The organism is Klebsiella sp. CN_Kp066 (genome assembly GCF_040065135.1).
GTDB classification, from domain to species: Bacteria; Pseudomonadota; Gammaproteobacteria; order Enterobacterales; family Enterobacteriaceae; genus Klebsiella; species Klebsiella oxytoca.
Genome location: NZ_JBEAIU010000002.1, coordinates 71851 through 87194 on the forward strand (window position 1 = coordinate 71851; position 15344 = coordinate 87194).

Consider the following 15344-nt stretch of genomic DNA (forward strand, 5'->3'; position numbering starts at 1 on the left):
CGGGCTTACTTATTCAGGAAGTAGCCGTCTTCGATAGTCACTCTGAGCACCACCTTTTTGACCGGCGAGTCGCAGATAAAGCGATAAGCTTCGTGGGTATCGCAAATCACCATTTGTCCTTCATGGACCTGCACGGTTTCACCAATGCCTTTCAAATATTCACGGTCAGTTTCATCGCGATAGCAGGCGACGGTCTGCAGCTGCTCTTTAGCGGCAAACTCAATTTTTTGCTGACCCTGGAGGTAGTAATGCACCTCGAAATAGCGGCGGTTGCCAACGAACAGCGCATCCGTGGTGCTGTCGCTTGCCACGCGATAGGAGAGCGAATCGCCTATCGAATGGGCAACTCCAGGCCGGATATTATCGACATTATTGATAGCTTCTACGCAGCGCTGCCATTTACGTCCACTGTGATAAATTTGCTTAAATTGTTCTAAATTATCGAGAATTCTCATTTTTCAGCCTCGCTGTATGAATCGGAGGAAAAGAAACCGGCGCCAAAGCTATGATTCGCCAGCGTCTGCGAGGAAGCGCTCCCGCCTTCCAGCGGCAGCAGCGTAAAGCCATAGTTGAACGGTTTGAGCCACACCCGCCAGCTATCCAGCACCTCGCTCCCCCAGGAGTTAGAGCCCAGGCCGAGCAGTTGGGCGTCGATATTCAGGGTGATGTCATCGCTGCGACGCAGTTCGTTACAGTGCTGCGCGGCGTGCAGATTCTCCGCCGTATAGTGCCAGGCGCTGATGTTGAGCGGATCGCGCGGGACCACCATCAGGCCGCTGCCGTGACGGTCGGTAAACGCGGCCCAGCGGACGTGCTGGCGGTTGCCGTTGTTCTGCGGGAACGGGTAGTTCACGAACATGTCGTCCACGGTGGTGCGCCAGACATCAATGATGTTGCTCTGCTGGCTGTCGGCGTAGTTTTCACCGGGACCGCGACCGTAGTAATTCACCTGTTCAAACTGACCGTTAATGCCCAGCATAAAACCGATGCACGGCACGATATGCGGATAGTCGCCATAACGTTCCCCCGCAAGCTCAACGTTAATATGGCCCTGCGGGGTAATCTGCCAGCGATAGGTACAACGCATGCCAAAATCGAAAACCGGCGGCGCGATAATGCTACGGGTGGTGATAATCACCGTGTCTCCACGCTGTTCGGCGCTGAATTCACGCAGATGCTCCTGCATAATTTGCAGGTGACTGGGCTGCCACAGCCCCTCATATTCCTGCTTGTGGTTATCAATCATCGGCTTGAAGAAGTTAATCTTCGGCTCACGGGTCACCTGGTCTACGCCGTTCACCTGCCATTCGCTCAGTTTGCCGCTGACTTTAGAGAAGACTACGCGGAAGTTATGCCCGGTGATGCTGTAGCTCAGTCGTTCATCAACTATCTGTAGCGGGGTTGCGCTGGCATTCATCAGCGGCGATTTCGTTGCCGTCTGTTCTTTTAGCTGGAACTGGTAAACGGCGATCGGATGGTTGGCCTCGCTATACGGCGTGCGCGAGTCTTTGGTCACCAGGATGTTGAGGAAGGTTTCGCGATCGTCCAGCTCCGGCAGGTCAATGGTGATATCGCGGCCGCTGTTTGGCGCAAGATCGCGCACCTTAAGCTGCTGGCTGGCAAGCGTAGCCCCTTCGGCGCGAACTTCCACGCGCAGGGTGTAGTCATCCAACGTCGAGAACCAGAGCTTATTATCGATGCGCAGTTCGCCGCGGGCGATGTCGGTCGCCTGAACTTTTACCGGGGCGATAACCTGTTTGTACTCTCTGAGGCCGGGCCCAGGCGTCTGGTCGGAGAAAATCAGACCGTCAAGACAGAAGTTGTAGTTATTAGGATAGTCCCCGTAGTCGCCGCCGAATTTGTACCAAACCGCGCCGCTGTCATCGGTGGCCTGAATCCCGTGATCGCACCACTCCCAGACGTAGTGGCCCTGAATACTGTCGTGTTGATAGAACACGTTCTGGTATTCGCTCAGCCCGCCGGGACCGTTGCCCATGGCATGGGCGTATTCGCAGATAATTCGCGGCTTGGCATGCGGATATTCCCCGAATTCATTCATCAGCGGCACGCGGGTATACATGGTGGAGATGATATCCACCACCTCCGCGTCGCGATCCTCTTCGTAATGCACCAGACGGGTATCGTCGATCGCTTTAGCGGCGTGATACATCGCCCGAATGTTGCAGCCGTAGCCGGACTCGTTACCCAGCGACCAGATAATGATCGACGGATGGTTTTTCTGCGCGTGAATGTGGCGCACGATTCGTTCGACGTATATATGCTCCCATGCCGGATCATCGGTGATGGCGCTCAGATTGCCGACGTTGGCGAAGCCGTGGGATTCGACATCGGTTTCCGCCATCACGAACAGACCGTAAATGTCGCACATCTCATAGAAACGCGGGTCATTGGGGTAGTGGGCGGTGCGTACCGAGTTGATATTGTGCTGCTTCATCAGCAGCAGATCTTTCTCAACGCGGTCCATCCCTACGGCACGCCCCTTCAGATGGTCGTTGTCGTGGCGGTTAACGCCGTGCAGCATCACGTAGCGGTTATTGATGTAGAACAGGCCGTTGCGCACTTTGATATCGCGAAAACCGACGCGCTGCGGGATAACTTCGATAATCTCTCCGGCGGCGTTTTTCAGCGTCATCACCAGGTGATAGAGATAAGGATTTTCCGCCGACCACTGCTGCGGCGCCTTCACGTCGATCGCAAAGTTGACGTTCAGCTGCTGGCTGATGCTCAGGCGCGGCGTTACGCCTTCATACAGCGCCTTTTCGCCGTCGAACAGCGCGTATTCCAGTGTGGCTGCGCCCGGCTGCGCGGCGAGATTTTCCAGCACCAGCTGGCAGGAGAGGGTGGCGTCGACGTAGTCATCGTTAAAATCGGTGCGCAGAGTGAAGTCCTGGACGTGAAGCGGGTTTTTGCCCACCAGATACACGTCACGGAAGATACCCGCCGACCACCACATATCCTGATCTTCTATATAGGTGGAGTCCGCCCACTGCATGACGCGCACGCAAAGCAGGTTGTCGCCGGTTTTTACCGCGTGACTAATATCAAACTCCGCCGTCAGGCGGCTGCCTTTGCTGAAACCGATGTACTGACCGTTAACGTAAATTTCAAAATAGGTCTCAACGCCATCAAATTTAATCAGAGTCTGCTGGTCCTGCCAGCCCTCGCTGAGGGTAAAGATGCGCTGATAGGCGCCGGTAGGGTTGTCGGTCGGCACGTAGGGAACGTCAATCGGGAAGGGAAAGCCTTCGTCGGTATACTGTAGCTGGCCGTGTCCTTCCATCTGCCACATTCCCGGTACGGTAATCGGCCCCCAGTCGCTCATGTATTGCGAGGTGAACGCTTCCGGCACCCGCAGCGGGTTGTTAAAGAAGCAGAATTTCCACTGTCCGCTAAGGGACAAAAAGCGGCTGCTGGTTTCACGGGCGAAGGTTCGCGCCTGGGCCTGCGAATCGTAAGAGAAGAAATAGGCGCGCGGAGGCAGCCGGTTTTCATGAGTGAGTTGAAGATTTTCCCAGCGATTCATATCGCCTCCCTGAACGGACTAAACGGATAGAAAGTATTTTAGTAAAAGTTTTACTAAATTAAACCACCAGGAGTGATTTACTTTAACTCGATCACAAAATGAGCGGGTTGGCCGCCAGCGGTCAGGATGGGGAAAAGGTGCAGAGGATGGGGGATGGAGGAAAATCCCGGAGGCGGCGCGCTGCGCCTGTCCGGGCTACTGTTTGGCAGACGGCGGTGAACCCGTAGCCCGGGCAAGGCGCGATAAGCGCCGCCCCCGGGAGACAGGCGCAGAGGATTTAGCGTCAGAACGGGGGATTAGCGGGTGGTGCCGCGCAGCTTCAGCACGCTGGGGACAAAGACGTTTAGCGGCAGCGCACGGCCATCGCGGGCTTTTTCAACCAGCAGATTAACGCCCTGGCTGCCCATCATTTCTGAATGAATGCGCACCGTGGAGAGCGGCGGAAAAGTAAAACGCGCGGTGGGGATATCGTTAACGCTAATGAGCGAGATATCTTCCGGGATCGCGAGGCCGCGTTCATGAATAGCCCGCAGCACGCCGATGGCGATAGAGTCTGACGCGACGAACAGCGCGGTGGGGAAATCCGCCCTGGCCAGCATCGTTTTTGCCAGCTCATAGCCGGAGGAGCTGGAAAACCCGCCGCGCCAGATATCTTCTTCCGAAACCACCCCCTTCAGGCGGCCATATTCGACGAAGGCCACTTCGCGAATGTCGGCTTTACCCGGCTCATCCTGGCCACCAATAAAGCCGATGCGCCGCGCGCCCTGGGCAATAAAAAAGTCGATAACTTCTTTGGCGATACGCACCAGATCGATATCGACGGCGTCGTAGCTGCTGCCTGGCTCATGGAAATCAATAAAGCAGACGTTGTCGGTTAACGCCGTGGCTGCATCGCGAATCGCCCGTGAAGGCTGGCCGACAATCAGAACGCCGGTCACTTTTTTCAGCTCGGGTAGCGCGTTGTTAAAGTAGCAGTTGGTCAGCTCGATACCGAGCTTTTCGCACTGTGTTTCGATACCGTGGCGGATCGCCAGATAGTAAGGATCGTTGATTTCCAGATCCTGCTGGTAGCTGTAGATAGCCAGAATATGATGGTGGCCGACGGTATGAACCTGAGTCTTACGCGAGCTGGTGCTTTTATATTCCAGCTTTTCCGCTACCTCAAGAATGCGGTGCTTTGTCTCTTCTTTCACGTTCAGAGTGGGGTCGTCGTTTAATACCCGGGAAACCGTCGCCAGTGAAACGCCTGCTTCGGTCGCGATATCTTTTAGTGTGGCCATTGTTTTCCTTATCTGACGTTGCCCCATCGACGCAAACCATTGTAAAGCAAGCGCAGGCCGCTGCATCTCTTTTCAGTAAATTTCCCCCGTATTATTCATCCGCATCGGGAAGTTTATAGCGAACTAAAAAGTGATGGATCTAACATTCCTTACACTATTATGCGGAAACCTCGCCGACTTTTGTTATCTTTTACTAAATTTTTACCTGAGGGGGCAAGATGGAAACGGTGCTTTATGATGATTTTGCCAGACTGGAAATGCGTACGGGAAAAATTGTAGCTGTAAAACGACATGAGAATGCCGATAAGCTCTATATCGCGCGGATTGACGTTGGCGAGCGCACCTTGCAGACGGTGACCAGCCTGGTGCCCTATTACCGAGAAGAAGAGTTGCTGGGAAAAACGGTCGTGGTCCTGTGCAATCTGGCGAAAGCCAAAATGCGCGGTGAAACGTCGGAGTGCATGCTGTTATGCGCCGAAACCGACGATGGCGGCGAAAGCGTACTGCTTACGCCGGAAAGAGCGATGCCTGCGGGCGTGCGCGTCGTATAGCAAACGCCCTCTCCCGGAGCGGGAGAGGGCAAGCCATTACGCCTCTTCCACCGAAACCCGCAGCGCCGCCAGCGCCAGGCGGGCCGCTTTTAGCACCTGTTCACACTGCTCAGGGGTCAGCGTCAGCGGCGGCTCAACGCGAATCGTTCTTGCGTTGTTGAGCGTTCCGGCCACCAGCACGCGCTGGCGAAACATTTCGCTGGCAAAGTCATAGCCGATTTCGTTATCAATAAACTCAATCGCCATCAGCATACCTTTGCCGCGCACGTCATTCACCAGATCCGGATATTCGCGGGCCAGCTGACGGAAGCCGTCCAGCAGCATATCGCCTTTCTGCTCCGCCTGCGCGGGCAGGTTTTGCGTCAGCAGTACGTTAATGGTCGCCAGCGCCGCCGCGCAGGCCAGCGGGTTGCCGCCAAACGTGGTGGTATGCAGGAACGGGTTATTGAACAGTACCGAGAACACCTCTTCGGTGGCGACCGTGGCGCCAATGGGCATGACGCCGCCACCCAGCGCTTTGGCAAGGCACAGAATATCCGGCTGAACGTTTTCGTGCTCGCAGGCGAACATCTTGCCGGTGCGCCCCATGCCGGTTTGGACTTCATCGAGGATCAGCAGCGCGCCAAACTCGTCGCACAGCTTGCGTACCGCGGGCAGATAGCCCGGCGGCGGCAGAATCACCCCGCCTTCGCCCTGAATAGGCTCAAGGATCACCGCCGCGACGTCATCGCCGGTCTTTTGGCACTCGCTCAGCAGCGTGCGCATCGCATTGATATCGCCAAAAGGTACATGACGGAATCCCGGCAGCAGGGGCATAAAGGGCTTACGGAAAGTGGATTTCGCAGTGGCTGAAAGCGCGCCCAGCGACTTACCGTGAAACGCGCCGCTGGTGGCGACGAAGGTAAACTTGCCGCGCGGAGACTGGTAGGCCTTCGCCAGCTTTAACGCCGCTTCGACCGACTCGGTACCGCTGTTGCTAAAGAAGCTGTATTTCAGTTTGCCCGGCGTTAAGGCCGCCAGGGTTTTAGCCAGCATGGCCCGCAGCGGGTCCAGCAGTTCCTGACTATGAAGGGGTTGTTTAGCGAGCTGATTTTCGACGGCGGAAACGACAACTGGATTACGGTGCCCTACATTAAAAATCCCAAACCCACCCAGGCAGTCAATAAACTCCTGTCCCTGAGTGTCGACAAGCGTATTTAATCCTCCCGCTTGCCACTCTACGGCTCCGTAATCCCCGCCAGCAGTGACCGATTTTCGATACGCTAAAAACCCCGGATTCACATGCTCTTTAAAGTATTCCCTGACCTCCTGGTTAAGTGATTTCATCTCTTCATGATCGAGCGTTCGCTTCTCAATAAGATTCAGTGCGTGTGCGCTGCAGGCCAGAGCCGATGCGCTTGAAGGTAACCTGTTCAAAATATGCTCCTGGGCGGGGCGTATCACATGATACTGAATTAAGTATTGCAGGGATTACGCCACTTCGGCGCGGGCCCGGAAAATCGGGATAAACGCAACGTGAAATCGCAATTGAGCAAAATTTAATCTTATCGTGAAATTATTGGCATGTTTTACTCCTGAAGGCGTAAAACGATGCGCTGAAGGGTTACCGCCGCGTGCTTCGCGGCGGTGCAGGCTGCCCGATAATGAGGCAAAGGATTAGTCGAGCTGGGAGATCTCCATCGCCGCGCGGTCAATCACGCCGACAATCTGCTTTAGCTGCGCTTCGGTTATTTCCTGCTGGTTAACTTTTAAATCCAGTACCGCCTTAAAATTCTCCAGCGCGCGCTTCATCTGCGGGTTTTTACGTAGCTCACAACCCACCATTCGCGCCTGCAGTCTGGCCTGAATCTGCTCCAGCGGCTGCTGGTTTTCCGCGTGCAGCTGGCTGCCTTCGGCGGTGATGGCGATTTTTTTGCGACCGTTTTCGTCAGCCACGCTGATTAATCCCTGATCCTGGAGTAAATCGAGCGTCGGGTAGATGACGCCGGGGCTGGGACTGTAGTTGCCCTGGGTCATGGTTTCGATCTCTTTAATCAGTTCGTAACCGTGGCTGGCATTACGGGTGAGGATGTCCAGAATGACCAGGCGCAGCTCGCCATGGCCAAAGAAGCGCTGCCGGCGTCCGCCGCCTCTGCGACCGTGTTCACCATGTTCGCCGTGGCGTCCGCGTGGCCCACGGCCTTCTTCGTGATGATCTCTCATAATTTTTTCCTTTGAGTTTTTTGATATATCTAATTTATATCTAAAAAAACTCAATTCGCAACCTTGTGGCAGATTTATTTTTTATATGGTTGATAATTAGAGATTTAATTCTATTTTTTGACTTTTGTGGCGTTTTACTATGGCTATATCAAAAAGTGCTTGCATTCTTTTTTAATGGCAATCATTATCATTTGCAATATTTTTAGATATATCTATTCCGTTCACCAAGGCGATGAAAGATGACAACGAGCAGGCATCCTAAATACCCGCAGCGCGTGCGTAATGAGCTGCGTTTCCGTGAGTTAACCGTATTGCGCGTCGAGCGTATCGGCAGCGCATTCCAGCGTATCGTGCTGGGCGGAGAGGCGCTGGAAGGCTTTGTCTCCCAGGGTTTCGACGACCATACCAAGCTTTTTTTCCCCACTGCGGGTGCTGCGTTTACGCCGCCGGAGGTGACGGATGAAGGCATTAACTGGGGCGAAGGCGTACGTCCGGCGACCCGCGATTATACGCCGCTTTACGACGCCGACCGTCATGAGCTGGCGTACGACTTCTTTATTCACGATGGCGGTATAGCCAGCAGCTGGGCGCTGGCGGCGAAGCCGGGCGATAAGCTGGTCATCGGCGGCCCGCGCGGTTCGCTGGTGGTGCCGGAAGATTACGCCTGGCAGCTGTATGTGACTGATGAGTCAGGTATGCCCGCGCTGCGCCGCCGTCTGCTGGGATTGCGGCAGCTTCCGACGCGCCCGCAGGTCACGGCGATCGTCACCATTGGCGATGAGTCTTATCAAGATTACCTGGACGATCTCGATGGTTTTCATATCGAGTGGGTGGTGGGACATCACTCCTCTGCCGTGGCCGAGCGTCTGGCGCAGGTTGTGGTTCCAACCGAAGATTATTTTATCTGGGTGACCGGGGAAGGCGCGGTGGTGAAATCACTGCTGGCGCGTTTTGAAGGTCCGGAGATTGACCCGCAGCTGGTGCGTTCGCAGGCCTACTGGCACAGCAAGTAAGAGCGGGAGAAAACCCGGGTTGCGGCTGGCGCCTGACCCGGGCTACCAGACCTGCAGACGGCGGTGAACCATGGGGCGACCGGCCCGCAGACGGCGGTGAACCTGTAGCCCGGGCAAGGCGCGTTAAGCGCCGCCCCCGGGAGCAGGGGCGGTGCCAGAGAGACTATTTCTGCGCCAGCGCTTTAAACACCATGGCCACCGCGTGGGCTCCGGGGTCCATATTGCCGCGCAGACTATCGCTGTTCAGGTACGATGCGCGTCCTGCACCTGCTTTGCTGGCGTGAAGCGTACGATCCGCGCCCGCCTGCGCCGCCGCGAAAGCGGCCTGCAGATTTTCCGGTTCGGCCAGCAGCGCCGCCAGCGCCGGTTGCAGGGCGTCAATCATGGTTCGGTCGCCTTCGTCGGCACCGCCGTAAAACTTCATCTGTGCCAGACCGGCGTTTAGCGCTTCGGCGACGCTTGCCCCCTGTTCCAGCTTCTGCCCGGCGGCGGTAAAGAAAATCGACATCAGCACGCCGCTGGAACCGCCCATCACAACCGTCAGACGCTCGCCAATCAGGGCGAACAGCGTGGCGAGGTTAGCCAGCGGCAGCTGACGGCGCTGAAGTAAGTCGGCGATATCGCGTGCGCCAGCGGCAAAGGTGGAGCCAGTATCGCCGTCGCCAACCTTCGCATCCAGCGCATTGAGGTCCGCTTCCAGATCGGATAGCGTACCGGTCACCCGCTCTACGTAGCCTGCAACCTCGCTATTCTCCGAGGGCGTAAACTCCACCCGCGTACTGCGCAGCGACGAGGGCATCACGCTGATTGCGCGCGGCTGCACTGGCGTCTGCCAGCCGGCGGTTTCGACCGCGGAGAGCAGCGCTTTCTCAATGCTCTCTTCCAGCACGATGGCGGTGAGGGAAAAGCCTTTCATATCCAGCGCGGTGACCAGCGACGCCGGGCCTATCAGCCAGTCAATTCGCTGATGCAGCGGGGTATTGGCCAGCTCGCGGGTCAAAATTGCCATTTCGGCAATCGATACGCCGCCGAGATTATTGATCATCACCGCCAGGCGGCCGGTTTCCGGCAGGGCGGCGCTGAGCTTCTCTACCATCAGCGTAACGATTTCCGCACTGTTCTGCGTGGCGATAACCGAAGCGCCCGGTTCGCCGTGGATCCCCATCCCCAGTTCGGCCTGATCCGGATGATGGCGCGGAGTCGTTTCCGCATCCTGCGGCAGGTGACAGCTGGAAAGGGCCAGACCGAGGCTGAAGGTGTGTCTGGCGGCATACTGCGCCTCGCGCAGCACGGTCGCCAGATTGTGGCCGCGTTCGGCGAAGTAGCCGGCCACTTTATGCACCAGAATCGTCCCGGCAATACCGCGCGGGTGTTTGTTATCCGGCAGCGAAATATCATCGCCAACGATCAGCATTTCGACGTTATAGCCCATGCGGCGCGCTTTCTCCGCGGCGAGGCCGAAGTTCAGACGATCGCCGGTGTAGTTCTTGACGATCAGCAGGCAACCGGCATCGCCGGTCACGGCCTGGATGGCGGTCAGCACCGCATCGACGCTCGGCGAGGCAAAAAGATCGCCGCAGACGGCGGCGGTCAGCATGCCTTTACCGACAAAGCCCGCGTGGGCCGGTTCGTGACCGGAACCGCCGCCGGAGATCACCGCCACGTTGTTTTTGTCGAGATCGCGACGCACCACCACGCGAATGGCGGGATCGCTTTCCAGCTGCGCCAGGTTATTCCACGGGCTGGCGATAATGGTTCCTTCAATCACTTCATTGACGAGGTTGGCGCGCTGATTAAAAAAGAATTGAGACATAACGGATCCTGAAAGTTAAGCGAGTTCCCGGAGGGGACAGCCTCCGGGGCGAGAAGGTTAGAGCAGGCTAGGCGCGAATCACGCGCTTGCCGGGAATATCAAGGATGACGGTCTCCCCCTTTTGTAGCGTGGTCAGGACATCGCTCTGCTGGCAAAGCATCGCGATACCCGCCTGACGGGCGATAATGGCGCCGTGAGAGAGTTCACTGCCGGCCTGCAGACAGATCCCCTTCACCCGATCCGCATCGAGCTGCAGGACGGTAGAAGGAAAAATATCGTCGGCCACGAGGATCGAGGGGCCGTCAAACTGCGGTAGTACTTCGTTGCTCCCGTTAAGGTGACGCAGCGTGCGGTGCAAAATATCTTCAATATCAATATAGCGCGCCTGTAGGTAAGGATCGTCGAGATGACGATATTGTTGGCTTAAATCGTTCAGCACCTGATGCCACGCCCACTCCGCGCTGCATTGCTCGTCGCGCACCCTATCGCAGGCGGCGGCGTATAAATCAGGGTCATCGAGCAGGGTATGATGCCCGGAGAAGATGGCCGCGATGTCGGCGGAAAACTTCGCCTCCGCCAGGGTCGTCAGCGCGCTAAGCTCTTCCAGCGTCCGATCGATGGCCCGTTTTAGCCGCAGCTGCTGCTGACCGATGGCGACGCCTTTTTCCCGTGAGACCTTCTCCTGCGGCTGGGAATAGAGTACGACCTTACCCTGTACGCGATTGGCGCAGGCGGGCTGAGTCGCAGACGCCGCCTCGGTTTGCTCGCCGAAATTCTCCGCCGCCAGCGCCTGGAACGCTGCCAGCGCGGCATCGGCATCCGGCCCGCGAGCAAGCAGTCTTAAGGTATCGTTACGGCGCACCTGAAGCAGGGCGATTTGGTTGAGGCTGTCGGGCGTGACGCACTTACCTCCTTTCTCCAGCACCAGGTCGGCGTTGAATCCCGCCAGCGCGGCGACCAGCTTTGACGCCGGGCGAACATGCAGGCCGTTGTGGTTTTGAATCACCACGGAAACCGAGCGCGCATCGCGGTCGTCGATCGGCGCGGCGGTCAACGCCGCGTGTTGCGGTTGCGATGGCAATCCCAGCTGTACGCGTTTTGCCTCCAGCGCGTTCATGGCATCTTCGATGACCTTGTCGATGCAGGCCCCGGCGGCGGCGCTCACCGTCGCCGCCAGCGTTCCTTCCACCAGCGGCGCCGCGCACAGGCGAACCTTCGCCGCAATAGCCGGATCGAGGAGATCCAGCGCGGTTTCGGCGCTCAGCAGGGCGCTGCCAATATCCATCATCACCAGGATATGATCGGCGTCGGCTACGGACTCGATGGCTTCCATAACCTTAATGGGATCGGTGCCGATCGGGCTGGTGGGATCGTCAATTCCGGCGGCGATCGCCAGCTTACAGCCATCGTTCATTAACATCTGCCGGGCCAGTTCTCCGACACCTTCGCCCAGACGAGCGCTATGCGAAACAATCACCAGGTTTACCATCGCGTTTTCCTTACTCTTTGGCCGCTGCGGCCAGCATCTGAACCATCAACATTACCGAGGTCGCGCCCGGATCCTGGTGCCCGATGCTGCGTTCGCCCAGGTAGCTGGCCCGCCCTTTGCGAGCCTGCATGGCGATGGTGGCCTGGACGGCGGCTTGCGCCTGTTCGCAGGCAGCATCAAGAGCGCTTTGGATCGACAGGTGCTGTTCGCTGGACTGGCGCAGCGATTCCACTACCGGCAGCCAGACGTCGCACATGGTTTTATCGCCCGGCTCGGCTTTGCCGCGATTCACCACGCCTTCCGCGCCTTCGCGGATGGCTTGATAAAGCTCGTCCAGGGTCAGACTCTGATGGGCCTGGGTCACCTGAGCGGCGCGGATAAAGAAGGTGCCGAACAGCGGGCCGCTGGCCCCACCGACGTTGGACAGCAGCGTCATGCCGGTATTTTTAAGAATGAAACCAATGTCTTTATCGGCAATCGAAGGCAGCTTTTCCACCACCTTGCTAAACCCACGATGCATATTCAGGCCGTGGTCGGCATCGCCGATCTCCCGGTCCAGACCGGTCAAAAAATCGCTCTCTTTGGTGAAGATATCGCCGCAGCGATAGAGCCAGTCTACGATTTGCGTTCTGCTTAATGACATGTCGTGCTCCTTATTTTCCCCAGTTCAGCGCCGGGGTGTGAACCGGGGCGTCCCATAATGCCAGCGTCTCGTCATCGGCTTTTAACAGGGTGATGGAAAAACCGACCATATCCAGAGAGGTACAGTAGCTGCCGATAAGATTGCGCTCGATCGCGATGCCGGTTTCCTCGCAGCGCTGCGTCAGACGGTTATAGACGCCGTAGAGTTCGGACAGCGGCGTGGCGCCGAGGTTGTTGACCAGCGCGATAACCCGATCGCCTTTTTGCAGCGCCTGCTTGGTCTGCGTTATCTCCTGCCACGCGCCCTTCACGTTGTCCCAGTGGCGCAGCGTGCGGCTATAGGCGCCGTTTTCCAGCAGAGTATCGAACATTTCGTCAACGGTGCGATCGAGGGAGGTGAAGCGGCGGCGGTCGATGCCCGGTTCGCCGTGAATGCCGACGCCGAACTCCATCTCATCGTCCTGCAGTTCGAATGAGGGCTGGCCGGCGGCCGGAACGGTGCAGGCGCCCAGCGCGATGCCGATAGAGTGGCCGAGGTTGTTAAGCTTGCGCCCCAGTTCAGCGCATGCTGCCAGCGAGTCGCCGCGCTCGGCGGCCGCGCCCACCAGTTTTTCAATCAGCACGGTATTGGCCACGCCGCGCCGTCCGGCGGTATAGAGGCTGTCTTTTACCGCCACATCGTCATCGACTACCACGGTGGTGACCTTGATGCCGCTTTCGTGTAGCAGCTCGGTGGCGGTTTCAAAGTTAAGAATATCGCCAGTGTAGTTTTTAATAATCAGCAGCACGCCTTCGCCGCCGTCGATGTTCATGGCGCACTCAAACATTTTATCCGGCGTTGGGGAGGTGAAAATTTCCCCCGGACAGGCCCCGGAAAGCATGCCCAGGCCAATATATCCGCAGTGCATCGGCTCATGACCGCTGCCGCCGCCGGAAAGCAGCGCTACTTTCCCGGCCACCGGTGCATCGGCGCGGGTGACGTAGACCGGATCATGATGCAGCGTTAGTTCAGGGTGCGCTTTTGCCAGGCCCGCCAGTTGTTCACTCAGGACATCTTCGACACGGTTAATCAGTTTTTTCATTGTTTATTCTCCATCGGAGTTTCGATGCGGCCTCTCTGCTGACGGAAGCGGTCATCGTGTAGGGGTATCGCCTGTCGATATGCGATATCGGGCGATGTATTGATTCTGGCTGAGTTAACGGGAAAAAAAATCGCCATAAAATGAGTTTCATTACGAAACGCGCACGGTGAATTTTGTTCCGTTATGAAACGCTTTTGCCGGGAGAAATCGAAAAATGCGAGCCAGGGCGACTATTTCATCTCACTTCACATACTTGCCAGACGCGGGGGGAGAAAAAATTTTACCTCTCCAGGCGCCAGTAGCGGCGAAAAACGCCGTACTTCATCCACTTTTTCCGCTTGTTTTGCGCTCAACGAGCGGATCGAGATCGCAATCCCGTCGTTTCATATGAATTCATGTTTCAATATGAAACGATAAAATGTGCACCCTGTTTCATATCGGGACAAAAAGGGGAAACATTTTTTTGCCCGCGGCTCGCCCTACAGTGATGACATCGCTCAGGTAGCGCTTTTGTTCCCGCTTTTAATACCAGGCCGGACGGGGAAATACCGGGGCACATCGTGTCAAAACATGCACTTATTTGAGGGTGAACGGAATGCTAAAAGTTATTCAATCTCCAGCCAAATATCTCCAGGGACCGGATGCATCCACGCTGTTTGGCGAATACGCTAAAAACCTGGCGGACAGCTTTTTCGTGATTGCCGATGACTTCGTGATGAAGCTGGCGGGTGAGAAAGTGTTGAACGGTTTGCATAGCCACAATATCAGCTGCCATGCGGAGCGCTTCAACGGCGAGTGCAGCCACGTTGAGATCAATCGCCTGATCGCCATTCTGAAGCAGCACGGCTGCCGCGGCGTGGTGGGCATCGGCGGCGGCAAGACGCTCGATACGGCGAAAGCGATAGGCTATTACCAGAAGCTGCCGGTGGTGGTGATCCCGACGATTGCCTCCACCGATGCGCCAACCAGCGCGTTGTCGGTTATTTATACCGAAGCCGGTGAATTTGAAGAGTATCTTATTTACCCGAAAAATCCGGACATGGTGGTGATGGATACGACGATTATCGCTAAAGCCCCGGTACGCCTGCTGGTGGCCGGGATGGGCGATGCGCTTTCAACCTGGTTTGAAGCCAGGGCCTGCTATGACGCCAGAGCCACCAGCATGGCCGGCGGCCAGTCGACGGCGGCGGCGCTGAGCCTGGCGCGCCTGTGCTATGATACGCTGCTGGCGGAAGGCGAAAAGGCCCGCCTCGCCGCTCAGGCCGGAGTGGTGACCGATGCGCTGGAACGCATCGTTGAAGCGAATACCTACCTTAGCGGAATCGGCTTTGAAAGCAGCGGCTTGGCCGCCGCGCACGCCATTCACAATGGTTTCACCATCCTCGAAGAGTGCCACCACCTGTACCATGGCGAGAAAGTCGCGTTTGGTACCCTGGCGCAGCTGGTGCTGCAAAATAGCCCGATGGAAGAGATCGAAACGGTGCTGAACTTCTGCCATACCGTCGGCCTGCCGGTCACGCTGGCGCAAATGGGCGTTAAAGAGGGCATCGACGAGAAAATTCAGGCGGTAGCAAAAGCGACCTGTGCGGAAGGCGAAACCATCCATAACATGCCGTTCCCGGTCAGCGCGCAGAGCGTGCATGCGGCAATTCTGACCGCCGACCTGCTTGGACAGCAGTGGCTGGCGCGTTAATTTAGCGTCGTCCTGTCCCGCCTCGTTAATGAGAA

At 57.0% G+C, this 15344-nt stretch carries 12 protein-coding genes; 3 read left to right on the forward strand and 9 right to left on the reverse strand.

What is annotated here, in order from left to right:
* Positions 1-5 precede the first annotated feature (5 nt).
* The 3 genes from ABLV75_RS01325 to ebgR all read right to left on the reverse strand — a co-directional run bounded on the left by ABLV75_RS01325 (position 6) and on the right by ebgR (position 4824).
* Positions 6-455, reverse strand: coding sequence for a beta-galactosidase subunit beta (locus tag ABLV75_RS01325; protein ID WP_004105933.1), 450 nt, complete (start codon positions 453-455; stop codon positions 6-8).
* Positions 452-3544, reverse strand: a complete 3093-nt coding sequence (gene ebgA / locus ABLV75_RS01330) for a beta-galactosidase subunit alpha (RefSeq protein WP_163530718.1) — start codon at positions 3542-3544, stop codon at positions 452-454. The genes ABLV75_RS01325 and ebgA overlap by 4 nt, the downstream gene beginning before the upstream one ends.
* Before the next feature lie 296 nt (positions 3545-3840).
* Positions 3841-4824 (reverse strand): transcriptional regulator EbgR, encoded by a 984-nt coding sequence (gene ebgR, locus ABLV75_RS01335; RefSeq protein ID WP_004105931.1) that lies wholly within the window; start codon positions 4822-4824, stop codon positions 3841-3843.
* 218 nt (positions 4825-5042) lie between these two features.
* Between ebgR and ABLV75_RS01340 the strand changes: the two genes are divergently transcribed.
* Positions 5043-5375 (forward strand): tRNA-binding protein, encoded by a 333-nt coding sequence (locus ABLV75_RS01340; RefSeq protein WP_004105930.1) that lies wholly within the window; start codon positions 5043-5045, stop codon positions 5373-5375.
* Between the two features lie 36 nt (positions 5376-5411).
* Here the strand turns inward: ABLV75_RS01340 and ygjG are convergent, their stop codons facing one another.
* On the reverse strand, positions 5412-6791 hold the full coding sequence (ygjG, locus tag ABLV75_RS01345) for a putrescine aminotransferase (RefSeq protein ID WP_049591526.1): 1380 nt from the start codon (positions 6789-6791) through the stop codon (positions 5412-5414).
* Positions 6792-7031: 240 nt separating this feature from the next.
* Positions 7032-7577, reverse strand: coding sequence for a PadR family transcriptional regulator (locus ABLV75_RS01350; protein ID WP_004105928.1), 546 nt, complete (start codon positions 7575-7577; stop codon positions 7032-7034).
* Between the two features lie 239 nt (positions 7578-7816).
* Here ABLV75_RS01350 and ABLV75_RS01355 point away from each other — a divergent pair, with 239 nt between their 5' ends.
* Positions 7817-8590: a siderophore-interacting protein gene (locus tag ABLV75_RS01355; RefSeq protein ID WP_348854876.1), complete on the forward strand. Its 774-nt coding sequence runs from the start codon at positions 7817-7819 to the stop codon at positions 8588-8590.
* Positions 8591-8753: 163 nt separating this feature from the next.
* Here ABLV75_RS01355 and ABLV75_RS01360 read toward each other — a convergent pair whose 3' ends face one another.
* From ABLV75_RS01360 to dhaK, 4 genes are all read right to left on the reverse strand, one after another.
* A complete protein-coding gene (locus ABLV75_RS01360; protein WP_123830004.1) occupies positions 8754-10403 on the reverse strand; it encodes a glycerone kinase in 1650 nt (549 codons plus the stop codon).
* 67 nt (positions 10404-10470) lie between these two features.
* On the reverse strand, positions 10471-11892 hold the full coding sequence (gene dhaM, locus ABLV75_RS01365) for a dihydroxyacetone kinase phosphoryl donor subunit DhaM (protein WP_017145396.1): 1422 nt from the start codon (positions 11890-11892) through the stop codon (positions 10471-10473).
* A gap of 10 nt (positions 11893-11902) precedes the next feature.
* Positions 11903-12535 (reverse strand): dihydroxyacetone kinase subunit DhaL, encoded by a 633-nt coding sequence (gene dhaL, locus ABLV75_RS01370; protein WP_004115682.1) that lies wholly within the window; start codon positions 12533-12535, stop codon positions 11903-11905.
* A 10-nt stretch (positions 12536-12545) separates the two neighbouring features.
* Complete coding sequence (gene dhaK, locus ABLV75_RS01375; protein ID WP_017145397.1) at positions 12546-13616, reverse strand: dihydroxyacetone kinase subunit DhaK; 1071 nt, start codon at positions 13614-13616, stop codon at positions 12546-12548.
* Between the two features lie 595 nt (positions 13617-14211).
* On the opposite strand from dhaK, the gene ABLV75_RS01380 reads away from it, so the two are divergent.
* A complete protein-coding gene (locus ABLV75_RS01380) occupies positions 14212-15309 on the forward strand; it encodes a glycerol dehydrogenase (RefSeq protein WP_004115678.1) in 1098 nt (365 codons plus the stop codon).
* The last annotated feature ends 35 nt before the right edge of the window (positions 15310-15344 follow it).

What these genes read in the sequence shown, in the direction of transcription:
- ABLV75_RS01325 (WP_004105933.1), bottom strand. Translation starts at nt 455, where the DNA reads ATGAGAATTCTCGATAATTTAGAACAATTTAAGCAAATTTATCACAGT.
- ebgA (WP_163530718.1), bottom strand. Translation starts at nt 3,544, where the DNA reads ATGAATCGCTGGGAAAATCTTCAACTCACTCATGAAAACCGGCTGCCT.
- ebgR (WP_004105931.1), bottom strand. Translation starts at nt 4,824, where the DNA reads ATGGCCACACTAAAAGATATCGCGACCGAAGCAGGCGTTTCACTGGCG.
- ABLV75_RS01340 (WP_004105930.1), top strand. Translation starts at nt 5,043, where the DNA reads ATGGAAACGGTGCTTTATGATGATTTTGCCAGACTGGAAATGCGTACG.
- ABLV75_RS01350 (WP_004105928.1), bottom strand. Translation starts at nt 7,577, where the DNA reads ATGAGAGATCATCACGAAGAAGGCCGTGGGCCACGCGGACGCCACGGC.
- ABLV75_RS01355 (WP_348854876.1), top strand. Translation starts at nt 7,817, where the DNA reads ATGACAACGAGCAGGCATCCTAAATACCCGCAGCGCGTGCGTAATGAG.
- ABLV75_RS01360 (WP_123830004.1), bottom strand. Translation starts at nt 10,403, where the DNA reads ATGTCTCAATTCTTTTTTAATCAGCGCGCCAACCTCGTCAATGAAGTG.
- dhaM (WP_017145396.1), bottom strand. Translation starts at nt 11,892, where the DNA reads ATGGTAAACCTGGTGATTGTTTCGCATAGCGCTCGTCTGGGCGAAGGT.
- dhaL (WP_004115682.1), bottom strand. Translation starts at nt 12,535, where the DNA reads ATGTCATTAAGCAGAACGCAAATCGTAGACTGGCTCTATCGCTGCGGC.
- dhaK (WP_017145397.1), bottom strand. Translation starts at nt 13,616, where the DNA reads ATGAAAAAACTGATTAACCGTGTCGAAGATGTCCTGAGTGAACAACTG.
- ABLV75_RS01380 (WP_004115678.1), top strand. Translation starts at nt 14,212, where the DNA reads ATGCTAAAAGTTATTCAATCTCCAGCCAAATATCTCCAGGGACCGGAT.